Source organism: Enterocloster sp., assembly GCF_057861365.1.
On the sequence record NZ_DBMACH010000004.1, the window covers coordinates 135,941 to 154,779 of the forward strand.

Consider the following 18,839-nt stretch of genomic DNA (forward strand, 5'->3'; position numbering starts at 1 on the left):
TAACCCCTGCCGTTTCCCCTCTCTCTTTTTCATTTTTTATAATTTAAAATAGAAAATCTCCGTATTTTATGGTAATATCAAACAAAAACGCTTTATCAGGAGGTACCGAATGAAAAATGTACTTATTATTTCAAGCAGCCCCAGAAAAAATGGAAATTCTCAGATGTTGTGTGAAGCTTTTAAAAAAGGGGTGGAAGAAAGCGGAAATTTCGCAAAACTGATCCGTCTGGCAGAAAAGAACATTGGATACTGCAAAGCCTGCGATTTTTGCATGAAAAATGATGGAGTCTGTGTCCAAAAAGATGATATGTCTGAAATCCTGGATGCATATAAAAAAGCAGACGTTCTGGTATTGGCAACGCCCGTATACTTCCACGGCGTTTGCGCCCAGATGAAAACCTTTATCGACCGTACCTATCCCATATGGCAGAATTTAGGAAAAAAAGAAATCTATTATATTGTTACAGCCGGTTTAGGCCGCGATATCATCGAATGTTCTCTGGGAGATCTGGACGGTTTTATTTTTCATCTGGAAAAGCACGAAATAAAAGGGCGTATCTATGCGACAGACGTTACGGATGCCGGTGCTGTCAGCAAAACGCCCTTTATCAATATGGCTTATCAAATGGGATACTGCGTTTAAGCCTCCGATTATTTAAGCCTTCTTTTTTCCTCATAAAGCCCGATCAGATACTCTCCCACCTCTCTGCTGTAGCGCAGGGAGGGGAGTAATAGCGCCTCAGGAACTTTATTTAAAAACCACTGGGCCTCAAAATTCAGATTCCCTTCATATCCGATCTCTGCCAGTCCTTCCATGGCAGCCTTCCAGTCGGTTTTTCCCTGGAAAGGCATTACATGGATATTGTCCACGCCGGTCTGGTCGGACACATGGGTGACCTTCAGGCGGTTTCCGATGATTTTCAGAGATTTTTTCTGATCCTGCCCCATGATGCTGGCATGCTCCAAGTCCCAGCAGATGCCGATATTTTCTGCGCCCACCGCGTCTGTGAGCTCACACAGCTCCTCTGCATGATCCGCATAATAGCGTTTAGGCGCAATATGCAGATCCCACATATTTTCCACCGCGATTCCCACGCCGTGCTTTGCGGCAAACTCGCAGAGACGCTTAAAATACTCTGTATTGCCGGACCGGGAGGCTGCATAAACTGCATCTGCCGAAAAGGCCGTAGAGGGATGAACCACAAGCCAGGGAATCCCCATTTTCTCAGAGGCCAGGACACAGCGCTCCATGATGGTCTGGTGAAACTCATGATCGGCTTTGGGGTTCAAAAAATCATATACATTGGCATGGCCCTGTTCGTAAGAGAGGCCATGTTCCTCCTTCAGCGCGCACATTTTTTCCGTATATGCTTCCCAGCGTTCATCTAAAAAAGGGCTTTTAAAGGTAATCAGGTCATGGAAGCAGAAATCGAATACCCTGTATCCCGCCTGGACACAGAGAAGGATTCCGCGCTCCTGGGAAATAGGCTCCATATTGATGCGTTCAAACACCATATTGGTTGAAGTAGACAGTTTCATTTCTCATTCTCCTCAAGACAGATCCGGCGGATGATCTCTGCCGCCCCGGCTCCGCTTTCCTTCCCGGCAGTCAGGTCTGCACAGGCTTTGGTAGCTGCCTCTGCATTTCCCACTGCGGCTCCGATACCGGCTTGCGTCAGCATCTCATTGTCATTTTCATTATCTCCGATTGCCAGAACCTGTTCCATGGAAATCCCAAGTCCGGCGCAGATCCGCCTTACGCCGTAGGCCTTTCCAAAGCCGGCCCGTACGATCTCAAGGCCCTGGTTTCCATAATGGGTAATCTCACAGCTTCCCTCAAGAGGCTGCTCCCATTCCAGAAGGCTGGAAATTTCGCCCTGTTCATCGGAAATATTTACCTTATCCGCCCACAGGCTTTCCCATTCATCTTCCCTCACCGGGCGGATTGGATGGTAGCTCCCCCGCTCTGCCTGCTTGCGCCGGACCGCTTCATTTTCCCGCATACAGTATTCTGTTCCGTTTAAGGAATACAGTACGGTCATTTCTCTTAAAAGCGCCATCTCGATCAGAGGACGAAGCTCTAAAAGGCGAAGGGGATGGTTTTCCAGTATCTCATCCTTCCGGTAAATAAGCGTGCCATTGCAGGCGCATACGGGGATTTCGATTCCAAGGGACTCTGCAAAAGGCGTAATCATATAGGGCAGCCGGCCGGAGGCAAAGGTAAAGAGGATCCCCCTCTTTTTTAACTCTGCCGCCGCCTGCTCCACCTCTTTAGGGAACCCTTCTCCTCTGCGGATCAGGGTTCCGTCAATGTCGCTCACAACAAGACGTATGTCTTTTTTTCTTTTTTCTGTCATATTTTTCCTAGTCGTTAGCAGCATGATACTCGTCTAACAGAGCGTTGCATTCTCCTACGATTGCATCTACAGTTTCATCTATGGTCAGACTTCCCTCGCAGAACTGCAGCATCAGGTCTGTCATTACGCCGTTGATTTCATTATATACCAGATCCAGAGGCTCCTGTGCCAGAGGGGAAGAGCTCTTCATCTGATCCAGAGGAACCTTAAACTCAGGATGCTCCTCATAATAAGCTTTCATCTCATCCATTTCTTCTACCTGGTTATTGACAGGAATATAGCCGGAACCGGTAGAAAGGATATACTGTGCCTCAGGAGAGGAGCAGTACTGGAGCACATCCCAGGCTGCCTCTACCTTTTTCTCATCACCCAGATCAAACAAGGTCAGGCAGGAACCGCCCAGAGCTGCTCCGCTTCCGTCTGCTTCGGTGATTTTTGGAATTGGGGCTGCCTTCCACTGGAAGGAATCGCCTACCAGGCCGTCAATGGTGGCAAGACGGGAGGAGGACATCATGCACATGGCGGTAAGGCCGTTGGCAAATTCCTCATTCAGACTGTCTTCCACATACTTATAACCGCCTGTCTTTAAAAGGGCGTCTACCTTTTCCAGAACGGTTTTTAAGGTGCCGTCCTCGCCAATGGTAAGCTTTGTCATTTCTCCTGCACGGCCGCCCTCATTATCACCCACAAAGGAGTCCTCGGACTGCTGTACAATATAGTTCACCAGATGGTATCTCTTAATCTGAGCTTCAAAGCCGTAACGCTCTACACTGCCGTCTTCGCCCTTCTTTGTAAGCGCCTCCGTATACTGTGCCAGCTCATCCCAGGTGGCAGGCGGAGCATCAAAGCCCGCCTCCTTTAACGCATCCTCATTGTAGTAAAGAAGCATATTGGAGTTTGCAAAGGGGATCGCCATCAGCTTTCCGTCTGCTGTGCAGGAACGGAGCATAGGCTCATAGAAATCATCTTTTTTTACTGCGTTTTCTTCCTTTTCAATCCACGGGGTAAGATCGACGGTCCAGCTTAAATCCATCATGCTGGGGATGGTAGAGGTCAGTCCCTGGTTGATGTCGGGAGCATTTTTCCGGTCATCGGTCTGGTACGCTAAAATCGCCTTATCTGTTCCCTCATAGCCCTGGAACACCAGGTTTACATGGATGCCCTTTTCCTTTCCCTGCCCCTCATTATAATTAGAAATGACAGTCTCCAGCGCCTCTCCCGCAGAACCGTTTAAGCTGTGCCAGAAGGTAACAACTGTTTCTCCCTCTGCCGCTTTTTCTGTGGCCTTTGTTTCCTCTTTCGCCTCTGTCGCCGCCTCGGCTGCCCCGGTGGACACAGCACTGTCATCTGTTGTCTTGACGCCTCCGCAGCCGGCGAGAGAACCAAGAATTGCCGCTGAGAGAATGGTTGTAGCAATCACTTTCTTTTTCATCATCTTGTATTCCTTTCTTACATGTCATTATGTACGTTTACGTCTGTAGCATCAGCCCTTTACAGCTCCGCCCATCATGCCGCCTACGATCTTGCGCTGGAAAAGCGCAAGCACCAGAACGGAGGGGATCAGGATAATGGTCGCTGCTGCCATCACAACGCCGAAATCACTGGACGCCTCTGTATTGAGCATGGTAATGGCTACCTGGGCCGTTCTCATTTCATTTACATTTGTCACGATCAGGGGCCACAGGTACGTATTCCAGGTTCCCACAAAGGAGGAAATGAAAACCGTAACCAGGGCCGGAGTGGTGGTCGGCAGAAGGATCTGCAGGAAAAACTGCAGGTTTCCGCAGCCGTCAATATGGGCCGCTTCCTTTAAAGACAGGGAATAGCTTAAAAAATACTGGCGGATCACAAAAATATTCATTCCGGAAACAAAGAAAATCACCATCATTCCCGTATAGGTATTGATCAGGTTCATTCCGGAAACGGTAAAATAATTCTGTACCAGCAGCACATCCGTGGGAATGATCATAGTACCGATGGTGAGATAAAATAAAAACTTTTTTCCCGGATACTCAAAAAATGCGAAGGAATAGGCCGCGCAGCTGGAGGTAATGATCCGGACTACGCTTGATACAAAGGCTACGATAAAGGAGTTGAGCATAAAGCGGAAAATATCCGTCTGAGTCACAGCCTTTATATAGTTTACCAGATAAATGTAATCCGGTATCAGATGCACTTCTTTTGTCAGGATCTCCGACGGCTGCATAAAGGAAACCAGGACGCAGTATATAATCGGTGAAATGACAGCCAGTCCCACAAACATACAAAACAGCTGGTAAATCAGGCTCTGCAGCTTTCTCTTATTGATCATAATGCACCTTCTTTCCCTCCAAAGCCATGCTTAATGCCATCATAAGAGCCGACAGCACAAAGCATACGGTCGTAGCCGCAAAGGCCGCGTTGTAATTGGTTCCCGTAATGGCTTTTTTGTAAATATAAGAGATCATGGTTTCAGTGGCTCCGTTGGGCCCGCCCTCAGTCATGATCAGCGTAAAGCTGGCTGTGGTCATGGCATAGGCCACATCCTTTACCAACAGAAACAGCAGGGTGGGGGAAAGCATGGGAAGGATGATCTTTGTCTGCATCTGGATGCCGCTTACGCCGTCAATGGCCGCGCTCTCCATCACTTCCTCCGAAAGCCCTCTCACGCCGGATAAGATGAAAATAAAATTGTACCCTACATTGGCCCAGATCTGCACGATCATAATGCTGATCAAGGCCAGCTTCTGATCGCTCAGCCAGTTTACATTCAGTCCGGTGAGCTTATTGATAATACCCATGGACGGATTGTAGGCCAGCTGAAAGATCATGGCAACAACCGATGCCGAAACTGCCATGGGAAGGGCAAACATGGCTTCATACACAAAGGAGCTCTTTCTCTTTTTTCTGCACAGCAGAGCCAGAAAATACCCCAGAACCATGGATACAGGCACAGTCACAGCCACATAGACCAGGGTGTTTTTTACAGCCAGTAAAAACTTCTCATCTCCAAAGACCCTTACATAGTTCTGGATTCCCGCAAATCCCTTTACTGTCCTGAATTTATCAAGGGTGAAAAAGCTTAAAACCTCATTTTTTAAAAACGGGTAATACACAAACAGGACAAACAGCACCACAGCCGGGAGCAGGTATAAATAGGGCTCAACGCATCTTAAAAGGCTTTTCTTCCGTTTCATTTCATATTTCCTCTTTCGATATCAGATAGATGCCAGCTTATCAAACAGATCATTCATCAGACGGTCACGGTTGATGCTGTAGACATATCGGATAAAATGGCGCCGCTTATCCTTTGCATAATGGTGGTCATACTCCATAATAGGGCTTGGTTCCAGACGGTCCAGCATAAAGGAGGTATCAAGCAGCCAGGCCACTGCCGTTACGTCTGAAATCGGCCGGCTCCAGCAGGTTTCTCCGCTTACAATCTCTGCCTCATGACGGGTCTTGTCAATGATGTAATCGCAGAACTCATTTTTCCCCCGCAGCCAGTACTCCAGCTCAGGCCCTGTGGTTGAAAAATGGTCTACCACCCCTCTGCCCGGCAGAAGCACCAGGGGAACTCCGCTTCCAAGAAGCACACGGGCCGCCGCCACATCCTGCTTTGCATTAAAGGAAAAATTATCATGCCAGTCCAATGACAGGCCTCCCAGCCATACCACAAAGATCCTGTCCTTAATCTCAGGCTTCATAAGAAGGGCGGAGGCAATATTGGTACAGGCTGCGATGGCAATCACATAGAGGGGATCTTCCTTTGTATACTCCATTGCCAGACTGCACAGATGCTCTGCAGCCGCTGAAACAGCAGGAGTCTCCTCGCTGTCTAAAAACTGCTCTGCACCTTTGTAGGTACATTCTTCATACTGGCTTTTTTTCAGCATCGCCAGCACTCTGAAAATCTCCTCATAGCTGCGCTCCATGCCGTCTTTGGGACCATTGGAATGATGGTTGTCAAAGGGAGCTGCATAAATTGCCTTCAGGTTCAGACGATCCTCTGACTGAAGCAGGTACGCCAGAGCAAACTGATCGTCCACCTCATTAAAGGTATCCGTATCCAGCACAACGTCAATCCGCCCCTGAGGCCGTTTTAAACGGGCGATGGACTGTTCCATTTCTGAAATGTCAATATCATCTGAATAGGAAAAGCCAAAGGGATTTGGTATCATGGTATGACTCCTTTTCTCTTTTATTTTGTTTCGACAACTTTTAATTACTTTTTATCATTATTTTCGCCAATAGTCAATATTATTTTTGGTTTTTTACAATATTTTTGCGATAGTTAATTTGTTTTTTCACATTTCAATCATTATCAGTTGCTTCTTCGGAGCCAGTAGGCACATAGATCAGATGAAGGCCGGCTGCTGCAAAGCGCTCCTTATCCTCTTTTTTAAAGGGCACATTGCTTACCATATAGTCAAAATTGGTGGCAGCCGTTACAGAAAACACAGCAGCCTCCGGGTATTTTCCCGCTTCCAGCAAAAGAATGGTCTCTCCCGCGCTTTCCATAGCCAGCTTCTGAAAATGCATATCGCTCTCATAGTAGGAGGACAGGATCAGGTTCTTTCCAAGAGCCGCCCCGCTGAGGATGCATTTATCCACATGGAAGCTTTTTAACTGTTCCGCCATAAACTGCCCCTTGGTAGCCCCCTCTCTCTCATTGATCCAGCCGCCTAAAAGAAACACTCTCTTACACAGCTTCCCCATCTCCACCAATGTAAGAATGTGAATTGAATTTGTAACAATCGTCAGAGTTTTCAGCAGTTCCGGAACTTTTACAAGCTCCTTTACAAATTCTGCCGTCGTGGTGCTGCTCTCTATGATCAGGGTATCCCCCTTCTGTATCAGCTTTACCGCCTCTTTCCCCAGCTTCTGCTTTTCCCTGCGGCGCACGCCTTCTCTGAACTGAAAGGGAGAAGCCATTTCCGTATTTCCTGCAAGGGCGGCCCCGCCATGGACACGGACGATCTTGCCCTGTTCCGACAGGATATTTAAGTCCTTTCTGATGGTTTCCATAGAAACGGAAAGACGCTCTGCAAAATCCGCCACCGTAACAATGGGATTTTCCTTTAATATTTCTATGATTTCCTGATATCGTTCCTCTGCTTTATTCATTTCTCTCCTCCATATGGGTATTTTGATTTCATTATAACAGTTTTTTGGTTTTTTCCAACTATTTTTTATAAAGTTGTAAAATACAAAAAGACGTCTGATTTCTCAGACGCCCTTATAAGAATATATCTCACTGCTTATGGCAAAACAGCCGTATCGCTTTCGTTTTCAGCATCCTGCGGCCCGCAGGCCTCTTTCTCGTATCGGTCTGCCAGTTCATAGGCGCGATTTCTGGTTAAATCCACCAGGCTGGCTGCATAACTGATGCTTCCTACCCCTTCCGCCTTTCCAGACTGTCCGGCAGCCGTTTCACGATTTATGAGCCACTCCTTCTGCTCCTTTGCAAGTTCCTCCGCCTCCTCCTGAGGGAGGATTCCCAAAAGGGCATTGTACACTGCATTCAGCTCCCTGTCCCACATTTTGACTTCGGTCTCCGCAGATGTTTTAATGGAGTATACGTTCGGATCCCTTTCCTGCTCCTGCATTTTCTGGATCTGTGCGTCCAGATCATTCAGACGCTGTCTATAAAGTCCGCCTTCACACGGACTGTCTGCCTGTGAATCTGTGGCCGCTCTCCCACTTTCCGGGACTGCTGACCGGGCCATTGCAGGGACAGGCTCAGAGATTGCAGCGGGTTCTCCCGCCTCTTCTTCCTTTTGTTCCGTTTCCGGGACTGCCGTATCTGCCTGAGCCTGTTCCTGCACAGCGCCGCTCTCCTCCTTCTGAGCCTCTTCCTCTGTCTGTTCCTTAAACGGCCCCAAAGAAGCCTCTGTGGATATTTCTCCCTCAAAGGCGGCACTGTCTGCCTGTTTTTTTACTACAGACCTGGTATAACCGGTCACCAGAATGCCGATTACCAGAATCCCCAAAATCACCAGCCATATCCTTTTATCTTTCATATTCCATCATCCCTGTCTGACTCAATTTCACTTTCCAGTGATACATTATCACAAAAACGGATAATTGTGAATACGATTTTCAAAGGAGTAATACATTGTAAGATATCTGTAATATCTAAAAAGGACTCCTATTGGAGTCCTTCATCGATCATCAGATCAGTTCCGTCGGCAGCCGTCGTAGCCAGCTGGTCGCAGCGTTCATTTTCCGGATGGCCCGCATGGCCCTTTACCCATATAAAGGTGACCTGATGAGGCTCCTTTGCTTTTAAAAGGCGCTTCCACAGGTCAATATTTTTTACCGGCCCGCTCTTTCCCCGATCCCAGTTTTTTGCCACCCAGCCTTCGATCCAGTGTTTGTTAAAGGCATCTGTCAGATATTTGGAATCGGAATAAAGGGAAACCGCGCAGGGACGGTTCAGGGCTTCCAGGCCTGCAATCGCCGCCATAAGCTCCATGCGGTTATTGGTGGTGCGGACATAGCCACCGGACATGGTTTTTTCGTAGCGCTTTCCGGTCCGGTCTGTATAGTGCATTACTACGCCGTAGCCGCCGGGACCGTCCGGGTTTCCCCGGGCGGAACCGTCTGTATAGATCTGTACTTCTGTCATTGTTTTTTGTCTCTCCTGTTGTTCATTGATAGGAAGCGGCACTTTACCGGTCCCACTTCTCGCACAGAGCCAGAATCTGCTCTGTAAACCGGGCCAGATCCCGGTTGGCACCGCCCTGGTTATGGCTGATCACATCCAAAAGCCGGCTGCCTGCGTCTACCAGTCTGGTATAAACGCCTGTGGCCTTGCGTCTGGCCTCTGTCTCCTTCTCAACAAGAACCGGCTCTGTCTGGCAGATCCAGCAGTTCTTTATAAGGTCAAACTGGGAACCGGAGTACGGGGCATCCGCCGTCAGCCTGAGCTGGTTTTGAAGAGCCTCTGTAAAGGCGGTGCAGGATTCCTCATTTCCATGTACTACAAATACATGGGAGGGCTGTTTTTCAAAGGCTGAGATCCAGGCAAGGAGACCGTCTCTGTCTGCATGGCCGCTGATGCCGTCTATGGTTTCAATGTGAGCCCGCACGTCAATTTCCTCTCCGAAAATCTTTACCGCCGGCGCGCCATCCTGAAGAACCCTTCCTAAGGCCCCCTCGGCCTGATAGCCGGCAAATACGATCGAACACTCCGGGCGCCACAGGTTATGCTTTAAATGATGGCGGATACGGCCTGCATCGCACATACCGGCTGCGGAAATAATAACCTTGGGCGTCATGTCAAAATTGATGTTTTTGGATTCATCACTGGTAACTGAAAGCTTCAGCCCTTTAAAATCAATGGGGTTGATCCCCCGCTCTACCAGTGCCTTTGTCTCATCATCATAGCAGTCCAGAAGGTTTTCCGTAAATACCTGTGTTGCCTCCACAGCCAGGGGACTGTCCACATACACCAGAAATCCATCGTGGCCGTGAACCAGATTATGTTCCTTGATATGGCGGATCATATAAAGAAGCTCCTGGGTACGGCCTACGGCAAAGGCGGGAATCACCACATTCCCTGAACGGTCCAGCGTTTCCTGGATGATCCTTGTCAGGCTCTCTACATAGGTAGTGGTCTTTTTGTGGTATCTGTTTCCATAGGTGGATTCCATCACCACATAATCTGCCTCTGAAATATACTGAGGGTCACGGATCAGCGGTTTGCTTTTATTTCCGATATCGCCGGAAAATACGATCTTTCGCTCCTCATCCCCCTCTTTGGCCCAGATTTCAATGGAAGCAGAGCCAAGCAGATGGCCCACATCGGTAAACCGGAGGGTCAGATTGTCATTCAGCTTAAACACCTGACCATATGCTACGCCCTCAAAATGGCTCAGTACGCCCTCGGCATCCTCTACCGTATAAAGAGCCTCTACCTCGCCGCGTCCGGCTCTTTTAGCCTTCCTGTTTTTCCATTCTGCCTCCATCTCCTGGATGTGGGCACTGTCGCGAAGCATGATCTGGCATAAATCCATCGTGGCATAGGTGGTAATGACCCGGCCCTTAAAGCCTCTGGCATAAATCCACGGCAGCAGGCCTGCGTGGTCAATATGGGCGTGTGTGAGAAAAACGTAATCAATCTCACTGTAGCTTACAGGCAGCTCTGCATTGACGTATGGATTATTCCCCTGCTCCATGCCGCAGTCGATCAGCACCTTACTGCCTCCTGCCTCAAGAAAATGACAGCTTCCCGTTACTTCATGATCTGCTCCGATAAAGGTTAGTTTCATATGCATTCTCCCCTCTGAAGGTGGTTGAATAAAAAGTATAATAGTCTGTCAACTTGTAGGTATTATACCATATTCACAGTATGATTTGCAATATTTATAAAAATTTTATATAATAATACAAATCATACCCCCATTACTATCATTGATGATCTTCTGCAGCGTATCCTGAAGCTTCATCTGGCAGTCCTCTGTCATCTGGGAGATCTTGGCCTGGATTCCATCCTCTACGATCTGTTCAATGGACTTCCCGAAAATATTGGCATCCCATACGCCCTCCTCGCTTTCTCCCGCATTGGATTTAATATAGGCGATGAGGTCTCTGGCCTGCTGTTCACTTCCCACGATTGGGGCAATTTCCGTCTCAATATGAGCCTTGATCAGGTTAATGGACGGAGCCTGCGCCTTCATTTTTACCCCGTATTTGTTTCCGTGGCGGATCACCTGTGGTTCGTCTAAGAGGATTTCCTCCCGCTCTGGCATCATGACGCCATACCCCTTGATCCGTGCCTGAGCCAGCGCATTTTTGACCTTTTCATACTCCTTCTGCATCCGGGCCAGACCGCTTAAGGTCTGCATCAGTTCATATTCTCCCCCAATAGGAAGACCCACATAATCGCTTAAGATCTGATAGTAATAGCTGTCGTCCATTTCCACTGCAAGATCCACGCTTCCGTCTGCCATTTCCATTTTCCGCACGGAAAGAGACTTAATGGCTCCCGATTCATCCTTCATCTCCCGTATTCTTAAAGCCACATCCTTCATGTGCTCCACCTTCTGTAAGATCTCTTTTGCCGTCTGGATCACCCGAGCCTTCAGCCAGTGGGATGCAGGAAGGATCTCCAGCCATTTTGGAATGTGAAAATCCATCTCCGTAACCGGAAATTCCTTTAAAACGCACTCTAAAATATGAAAAATGTCCTCTTTTTTCAGCTGCTCACAGTTGACCGGAAGCACAGACACCCCATACGTCTCCTCCAGTTCCTTTGCCAGCCGGGCAGTTTCTTCCGAATAGGGCTTTACGGAATTTAAAAGAATGACAAACGGCTTTCCCAGTTTTTTAAGCTCCTCTACGGTCTGGCGCTCTGCCGCTATGTATCCCGGACGTTTCAGATCCCCTATAGTGCCGTCTGTCGTCACCACAATGCCGATGGTAGAATGATCTCCGATCACCTTCCTGGTTCCAAGCTCTGCAGCCTGGGTGAAGGGGATCTCGTGGTCAAACCAGGGCGTCTTTACCAGCCGCTCCTCCTCATTCTCCACATGACCCGCGGCCCCCTCTACCATAAAGCCCACACAGTCAATCAGGCGCACTCTGGCTTCAATCCCGTCGTCCAGGGAAATTTTTGCCGCCTCCTTTGGGATAAATTTGGGTTCCGTTGTCATAATGGTTTTTCCCGCAGCGCTCTGGGGCAGTTCATCCCGGCTGATGGCGCGCAGATGTTCGTCCTCCATGGCCGGAAGAACCAGAAGCTCCATGAAGCGTTTGATAAAGGTGGATTTCCCCGTCCTCACCGGCCCCACCACTCCAATATAGATTTCTCCCCCGGTTCTGGCTTCAATATCTCTGTATACATTAAAATTGTCCATAAAAATACCCCCTTGCACGTTTTTATAATATATGCACAGGGGGTTCACTTGTATTACTCGCTTAAGTATGCCTTCTTTACCTGATCGTTGTTCATCAGTTCCTTTGCATCTCCGGAAAGAGCAATAGTACCTGTTTCCAGAACATAGGCCTTGTCTGCAATGGAAAGGGCCTTTTTTGCATTCTGCTCTACCAGGAGAACGGTCGTTCCATCCTCATTGATCTTCTGGATGATATCAAAAATCTCATTTACATAAATTGGAGAAAGTCCCATAGACGGCTCGTCCAAAACGATCAGCCTGGGGTGGCTCATAAGAGCGCGTCCCATGGCAAGCATCTGCTGCTCGCCGCCGGAAAGAGTGCCTGCCAGCTGGTTTTTCCGCTCCTCCAGACGTGGAAAGCGCTTATAGATCATCTTTAGCGTTTCTTCCATCTCATTTTTATCCTTGCGGGTGTAAGCGCCCATTTTCAGATTCTGAAGCACTGTCAGGGTAGCAAATACGCGCCGTCCCTCAGGCACATGGGCGATTCCCATGCTTACCAGCTTATAACCGGGTACACGGGTAATATCCGTTCCTTCATAGACGATCTTTCCTGCCTTGGCGCTTAAAAGGCCTGTAACGGTGTGTAGTGTTGTGGTCTTTCCCGCACCATTTGCGCCGATCAAAGCCACGATCTCTCCCTGGTCTACATCAAAGGAGATTCCCTTTAACGCCTGGATCACACCGTAATACACCTCCAGGTCTCTGACTTCAAGCATAGCCATAATATCCTCTCCTCCTATTCACCAAGATATGCTTTTACAACTTCCGGATCATGGAGCACCTGGCTGGTGGAGCCTTCTCTTAATACCTGTCCGAAGTTTAAGACAGTAAGCTTCTCGCAGATACCGCTTACCAGCTTCATATCGTGCTCAATGAGCAGAATCGTCATATCAAAATTGTCTCTGACAAAACGGATGGTATCCATAAGCTCTGCCGTCTCGTTGGGATTCATGCCTGCCGCAGGCTCGTCTAAAAGGAGCAGCTTGGGATCTGTAGCCAAAGCTCTGGCAATTTCCAGCTTTCGCTGCTTTCCATAGGGAAGATTGGAGGCCTTAAAATCACACTCTCCTGCCAGCCCGAATACTTCTAACAGGCTCATGGCTTTTTCATCCATTTCCTTTTCTGTCTTATGGTATCTTGGAAGCCGGAAAATCCCCTCTAGTGTAGAATACCTGTGATGATTGTGAAGACCCGTCTTTACATTGTCAAGCACAGACATATCCGCAAATAAGCGGATGTTCTGGAATGTTCTTGCAATACCCTCCTGATTGATCTGGATGGTGCTTTTTCCTGTGATATTTTTGCCGTCCAGCACAATACTTCCCGCATTTGGCTTATAAACGCCTGTAAGAAGGTTAAACACGGTAGTCTTTCCCGCTCCGTTCGGTCCGATCAGACCGTAAAGCTGCCCTTTTTCGATATCGATATGGAACCCGTCAACGGCCTTAAGACCGCCAAAGGAAATGCTTAAATTTTTTACTTCCAGCAGTGCCATTATGCCGCCTCCTTCTCTTTCTTTCTGAAATTCTGAGCAATCCGCTCTCTGAGCACTACAAACTGGGGTGCAGAGTTAAAGAGCATGGCAAGGATCAAAACAACTGCATAGATCAGCATACGATAATTGCTCAGTCCTCTCAGAAGCTCCGGAAGCATATACAGAACAACGGCGGCGATGACAGAACCGCGGATATTTCCGATCCCGCCCAAAACCACATATACAAGGATCATGATGGACATATTATAACCAAAGTTCTTCGGCAGAGCCGTTAAGGTAGTCAGGTTATGGGCATAGAGAACGCCTGCTACGCCTGCCAGAGCCGCTGATACAGAAAATGCCAGCAGCTTATACTTTGTAATATTGATTCCTACAGACTCAGCCGCAATCCGGTTGTCACGGATCGCCATGATCGCCCGTCCAGTCCGGGAATTGATGATATTCAAAACAATAAACAGCGTAATCAGCACCAGGATCACGCCAATGGTAAAGGTGGCTGCCTGGGGAGTGCCTGTGATCCCCTGAGCGCCCTTGATCAGCACCTCTCCGTCCGGTGCCAGCCCCAGAGAAAGAGAGTCCTTTAAAGAAAAATGGAAACCGGCGCTGTCTCTGCCGAGATAAATGGCATTTACAAGGTTTTTAATGATCTCTCCAAAGGCAAGCGTTACAATCGCCAGATAGTCACCCTTTAAACGCAGTACCGGAATACCGATAAGGATCCCAAAAACTGCCGCCGCCGCTGCTCCTATGAAAATTGCGATCACCAGGGAAAGGGTGGGATCAATGGAGCCCTTCATGCACTTGGAAAAAAGAGCACCCGCAAAAGCGCCCACACACATAAAGCCTGCATGGCCAAGGCTCAGCTCTCCTAAAATGCCTACGGTCAGATTCAGGGACACAGCCATAATGACATAAATGCAGAAAGGCACCAAAAGTCCCTTGACGAGGCTGGAAATATGCCCTCCGCTTATCATAAACTGCATGATCAACCAGGCAGCGATCACCATACAGTAGGTGATCATGTTATTGATAAATATTTTTTTCTTTGCTGTGCTTTTCATACCGGTACACCTACACTTTCTCTCTGATCTGTTTTCCAAGAATACCTGTGGGCTTCACAAGCAGTACAACGATCAGAACAGAGAACACAATGGCATCTGATAACTGGGAAGAAATATATGCCTTTGACAAAATTTCGATCACTCCCAGAAGGATTCCTCCGATAAATGCTCCCGGTATGGAGCCAATCCCTCCAAATACGGCAGCCACGAAAGCTTTGATGCCTGGCATAGAACCGGTGTATGGCGTTAAAGACGGATAAGCAGAGCACAAAAGCACACCTGCGATGGCTGCAAGAGCAGAACCAATAGCAAAGGTAAGGGCAATGGTACCGTTTACATTGATACCCATAAGGGTAGCAGCACCCTTATCCTCTGATACAGCCAGCATAGCCTGTCCTGCCTTGGAGCGGTTTATAAATATCACAAGCCCCGCCATGATAATAATACACGTTATAATCGTAACAATTGTTTCTCCTGTAACCGTCAGCTGTCCGTCTGCCAGACGCAGAGCCGGAAGAGTTACAACAGACTGAAAGGATTTGGTATCGGCTCCAAAGATCAAAAGAGCCAGGTTCTGAAGCAGATAGCTGACGCCGATGGCTGTGATCAGTACTGCCAGCGGGGAAGCTGCACGAAGAGGCTTATATGCCACTCTCTCGATCACAACGCCCAGAACCGTGCACACCACTACTGCTAAAAGCACACCTGCCAAGGGAGGAAGCCCCATGGAACCGGTTGCCACGAATACCACATAGCTTCCGATCATTATAACATCGCCGTGAGCAAAATTCAGCATCTTGGCGATTCCATATACCATGGTATATCCAAGGGCTATGATTGCGTATACGCTGCCCAGGCTGACGCCGTTGATCAAATAGTTAACAAAGCTCATTCTATAACACCTCTTCTATGGTTTACTACAGATAAGAGGGCTGTCTTACGACATCCCTCTTTCGGGTCTTTCGTTATGAAAATTTATTCCATGGCCGCATATGCGCCGTCTACGATCTTCACAGCCTTAGGTGCCTTGTGCGGCTCGCCGTCCTCTGTCCAGGTCATTCCGGTGCCGGTAAGACCATCCAGCTTGATATTCAGCATGGATGCCTTCATCGCCTCGCACAGATCGCTGACAGACATATCCGGTGTTGCCTTTGCATCCTCAATGGCTGCCTTTACAGCATAAACTGCATCGTAAGCGTCTGCTGCAAACTGGATCGGCGTCTCTTTGTAAGCATCTTCATATGCCTTTACAAACTTTACTGTGAGGTCATCCTTTGCATCAGCTGCAAATGGAGTTAAGAGCATCAGCCCTTCTGCCAGACTGGTATCAAAGCCCTCTACCTGAAGGATACCGTCCATACCGTCTACCCCAAAGAACTGGGGCGCAAAGCCCATGGTATTGGCCTGCTGAAGGATCAGAGAAGCCTCTGTGTAATAGATCGGAAGGAATACCATCTCAGCGCCGGCATCCTTTGCCTTCTGAAGCTGCGTGGAGAAATCCTTGTTGCTGTCGGCTGTGAATGCCTCTGCTGCTACGATCTCAATCCCCTGGGCCGGAGCTTCCTGAGCAAACTTCTCATATACCCCGCTGGAATATACGTCCGAGCTGTCATAGATTACCGCAATCTTAGATGCAAGCTTATGCTCTCCAATATAAGTAGCAGAAGCCGCACCCTGATCCGGGTCAGAGTAGCAGATACGGAATACGTTCGGATTCGCTGCACATTCAACAACGGAACCGGATGGCGTGATCTGGAACATATTATCAGCCGCTGTTTTATCCGCTACTGCAAGACATGGGGCTGATGTGGTGGTTCCTACCAGTACCTGCATTCCCCAGTCCTTTAAGGTATTATACGCATTTACACTTTTTTCCGCGTCATGTTCATCATCCTGGAACTGGAACTCAATCTGATAGCCATTGATACCGCCTGCTGCATTGATCTCATTTACAGCCAGCTCTGTACCGTGCTGTACAGCCATTCCATATACAGCCGCGCCGCCTGTAACAGGGCCGATCCCGCCGATCTTAAATACCTTCGCCGCTTCACTTCCGCCCTCAGAGTTTGCTTCTGCTGAAGCGGAACTTCCCTCAGCTTTTGTCCCGGCTGCCGAACCTCCGCAGGCGGTTAATGAAACTGCCATTGCTGCCGCAAGTCCTGCGCATAAAAGTCTTTTTTTCATAATATCCTCCTCCTGCAGTACCAGACACTGTCCCTGCCCTCTTTAAAGCCGGAACACTGCTCACTGCATATTATAATGCTCTGCTGTATTAAAGCTTTCTTAAGATTATAAGAATTTCCCTCTGCATTGTCAACCGTTTTCCCTGATTCCTGCTATAACGAAAAGTTATTCCTTCCATTCCAGCAGAGCATTTTCTGCCCGCCGGTCCCTGAGCATCAGATCATACAGCGCATCCTTTGCAGGCTTTCCGTCAAAAAGAACCTCATTTACCTGCTCCACGATCGGCATGGACACCTGATATTTCTTAGAAAGAGCCCTGGCCGCTCTGGCAGAGTATACACCCTCTACTACCATTTTTACTTCTTTCATGGCTTCATCCATCGTATATCCCTTACCGATCAGGATACCTGCTCTGCGGTTTCGGCTGTGCATACTGGCGCAGGTAACAATCAGATCTCCGATTCCAGTCAGGCCGGAAAAGGTCTCCGGGCTTCCTCCCATGGCAGTACCAAGCCTGGTGATCTCGGCAATGCCTCTGGTGATCAATGCAGCCTTTGTGTTATCACCGCAGCCTAAGCCGTCCGCAATCCCCGCAGCAAGGGCGATTACATTTTTAAGCGCGCCTCCCAGCTCAATTCCCAGCATATCCGGACTGGTATACACCCGGAATACAGGGCTCATAAACAGGTTCTGCACCAGCTCCGCATCCTGTCTTCTGTGCGCTCCTGCCACGCAGGTTGTAGGGAGTCCCCTGCTTACCTCCTCTGCATGGCTGGGCCCGGAAAGAACCGTAACCCTGGCAGCCGGAAGCTCTTCCTCAATGATCTCAGACAGATTTTTAAGAGTCGTATCCTCAATCCCCTTGGCTACATTGGTAATGACCTGCCCTTCCTTTAAAAAGGGAGCCATCCTGTGCGCCGTTTCCCTCACATAAACCGATGGAACCGAAAGAACCAGAAGCGCCTTATCCTTCATAGCCTGCTCAAGATCTCCTGTCACACGGATCTTCTCCGGGATCGGCGTATCCCCCAGATTGGGATGGCGTCTTGTGGCTGTAAGCGCTTCTACCTCCGCAGGAACCGCAGACCACAGCTCCACCTCATGGCCGTTTCCCGTAAGGAGAACCGCTAAAGCAGTTCCCCAGGTTCCTGAACCGATCACACCAATCTTAGACATATCGTACCCCTCCTGTCACTGTATTTATGTATTTACTGCTTTTTGGCTCCCACTTTATTTTCCGTGCCCTTTAAAAGACGGCCGATATTCGCCCGGTGGCGCCAGAAGGCCATGACCGTGATCACGGCTGTCACAGCTGTAAACTCCAGTCTTCCCGGTATCAGGCCATAGGCTCCGCGGAGATTCTGTACTGCGTCCCAGACAAGAAGGATCACAGATACCACTAAAGAACCTAACGATACATAGCGTGTCACTGCCACAAGCAGAATAAAGCAGGATAGGCAGATCACAGTCAGTCTCCAGTCAATGGAGAAAATAATTCCCGCTGTGGCTGCAATTCCCTTTCCTCCCTTAAATCCTAGATAAAAAGGAAAATTATGTCCCAGGATCACTCCAAGGCCCGTATAGAGCATATACACATACATAAGCTCCGGCTGATCCTTAAACAGCAGCCGCGTGATAAAGCAGGGGATCACGGTTTTTAAGAAATCTCCCACAAAAACCGTAAGACCTGCTTTTTTTCCCATTACACGCAGGGCATTGGTACTGCCGGAGTTGCCGCTTCCGTAACTGCGTATATCAATGCCGTGAAGTTTTCCATAAATATATCCGGTCTGAAAGAGGCCGCACAGATAACCGGCGGCCAGACAAATGATGCGTTCCATTTCTCATATCCCCTTGT

At 48.6% G+C, this 18,839-nt stretch carries 19 protein-coding genes; 1 reads left to right on the forward strand and 18 read right to left on the reverse strand.

Annotation, left to right across the window (positions count from 1 at the left end):
- The first annotated feature begins 109 nt into the window (after positions 1-109).
- Positions 110-643, forward strand: coding sequence for a flavodoxin family protein (locus ACZM6M_RS06010; protein ID WP_317438782.1), 534 nt, complete (start codon positions 110-112; stop codon positions 641-643).
- An 8-nt stretch (positions 644-651) separates the two neighbouring features.
- Here the strand turns inward: ACZM6M_RS06010 and ACZM6M_RS06015 are convergent, their stop codons facing one another.
- The 18 genes from ACZM6M_RS06015 to plsY form a co-directional block, all read right to left on the reverse strand.
- On the reverse strand, positions 652-1,539 hold the full coding sequence (locus tag ACZM6M_RS06015; protein WP_489489936.1) for a sugar phosphate isomerase/epimerase family protein: 888 nt from the start codon (positions 1,537-1,539) through the stop codon (positions 652-654).
- Complete coding sequence (locus ACZM6M_RS06020; RefSeq protein ID WP_489489938.1) at positions 1,536-2,357, reverse strand: Cof-type HAD-IIB family hydrolase; 822 nt, start codon at positions 2,355-2,357, stop codon at positions 1,536-1,538. Before ACZM6M_RS06020 ends, ACZM6M_RS06015 begins: the two co-directional genes overlap by 4 nt.
- Before the next feature lie 7 nt (positions 2,358-2,364).
- Positions 2,365-3,792 (reverse strand): extracellular solute-binding protein, encoded by a 1,428-nt coding sequence (locus tag ACZM6M_RS06025; protein WP_489489940.1) that lies wholly within the window; start codon positions 3,790-3,792, stop codon positions 2,365-2,367.
- A gap of 48 nt (positions 3,793-3,840) precedes the next feature.
- A complete protein-coding gene (locus ACZM6M_RS06030) occupies positions 3,841-4,668 on the reverse strand; it encodes a carbohydrate ABC transporter permease (protein WP_296038259.1) in 828 nt (275 codons plus the stop codon).
- Positions 4,658-5,533, reverse strand: coding sequence for a carbohydrate ABC transporter permease (locus ACZM6M_RS06035; protein ID WP_066548806.1), 876 nt, complete (start codon positions 5,531-5,533; stop codon positions 4,658-4,660). Before ACZM6M_RS06035 ends, ACZM6M_RS06030 begins: the two co-directional genes overlap by 11 nt.
- 21 nt (positions 5,534-5,554) lie before the next feature.
- Positions 5,555-6,517 carry a nucleoside hydrolase gene (locus ACZM6M_RS06040; protein ID WP_489489942.1) on the reverse strand — a complete coding sequence of 321 codons (963 nt, stop codon included), beginning with the start codon at positions 6,515-6,517 and terminating at the stop codon, positions 5,555-5,557.
- Positions 6,518-6,650: 133 nt separating this feature from the next.
- Positions 6,651-7,463, reverse strand: coding sequence for a DeoR/GlpR family DNA-binding transcription regulator (locus ACZM6M_RS06045; RefSeq protein ID WP_418497259.1), 813 nt, complete (start codon positions 7,461-7,463; stop codon positions 6,651-6,653).
- 134 nt (positions 7,464-7,597) lie between these two features.
- A complete protein-coding gene (locus ACZM6M_RS06050) occupies positions 7,598-8,359 on the reverse strand; it encodes a lysozyme inhibitor LprI family protein (RefSeq protein WP_296038265.1) in 762 nt (253 codons plus the stop codon).
- A gap of 128 nt (positions 8,360-8,487) precedes the next feature.
- Positions 8,488-8,967 carry a ribonuclease HI gene (gene rnhA / locus ACZM6M_RS06055; protein WP_296038267.1) on the reverse strand — a complete coding sequence of 160 codons (480 nt, stop codon included), beginning with the start codon at positions 8,965-8,967 and terminating at the stop codon, positions 8,488-8,490.
- 43 nt (positions 8,968-9,010) lie between these two features.
- Entirely contained in the window at positions 9,011-10,618 is a 1,608-nt protein-coding gene (locus ACZM6M_RS06060; RefSeq protein WP_418762114.1) for an MBL fold metallo-hydrolase RNA specificity domain-containing protein, read from the reverse strand.
- Positions 10,619-10,717: 99 nt separating this feature from the next.
- Entirely contained in the window at positions 10,718-12,199 is a 1,482-nt protein-coding gene (gene spoIVA / locus ACZM6M_RS06065) for a stage IV sporulation protein A (protein WP_066548820.1), read from the reverse strand.
- A 53-nt stretch (positions 12,200-12,252) separates the two neighbouring features.
- A complete protein-coding gene (locus ACZM6M_RS06070; protein WP_066548825.1) occupies positions 12,253-12,963 on the reverse strand; it encodes an ABC transporter ATP-binding protein in 711 nt (236 codons plus the stop codon).
- Between the two features lie 14 nt (positions 12,964-12,977).
- Positions 12,978-13,736 (reverse strand): ABC transporter ATP-binding protein, encoded by a 759-nt coding sequence (locus ACZM6M_RS06075; protein ID WP_337933736.1) that lies wholly within the window; start codon positions 13,734-13,736, stop codon positions 12,978-12,980.
- Complete coding sequence (locus ACZM6M_RS06080) at positions 13,736-14,797, reverse strand: branched-chain amino acid ABC transporter permease (RefSeq protein ID WP_317438793.1); 1,062 nt, start codon at positions 14,795-14,797, stop codon at positions 13,736-13,738. Before ACZM6M_RS06080 ends, ACZM6M_RS06075 begins: the two co-directional genes overlap by 1 nt.
- A 10-nt stretch (positions 14,798-14,807) precedes the next feature.
- Positions 14,808-15,689, reverse strand: a complete 882-nt coding sequence (locus tag ACZM6M_RS06085; protein ID WP_066548837.1) for a branched-chain amino acid ABC transporter permease — start codon at positions 15,687-15,689, stop codon at positions 14,808-14,810.
- A gap of 83 nt (positions 15,690-15,772) precedes the next feature.
- Complete coding sequence (locus tag ACZM6M_RS06090; protein ID WP_337433254.1) at positions 15,773-16,981, reverse strand: ABC transporter substrate-binding protein; 1,209 nt, start codon at positions 16,979-16,981, stop codon at positions 15,773-15,775.
- Positions 16,982-17,146: 165 nt separating this feature from the next.
- Positions 17,147-18,157: an NAD(P)H-dependent glycerol-3-phosphate dehydrogenase gene (locus tag ACZM6M_RS06095; protein WP_337933734.1), complete on the reverse strand. Its 1,011-nt coding sequence runs from the start codon at positions 18,155-18,157 to the stop codon at positions 17,147-17,149.
- Between the two features lie 32 nt (positions 18,158-18,189).
- Positions 18,190-18,822: a glycerol-3-phosphate 1-O-acyltransferase PlsY gene (plsY, locus tag ACZM6M_RS06100; protein ID WP_317438796.1), complete on the reverse strand. Its 633-nt coding sequence runs from the start codon at positions 18,820-18,822 to the stop codon at positions 18,190-18,192.
- Between the last annotated feature and the right edge of the window lie 17 nt (positions 18,823-18,839).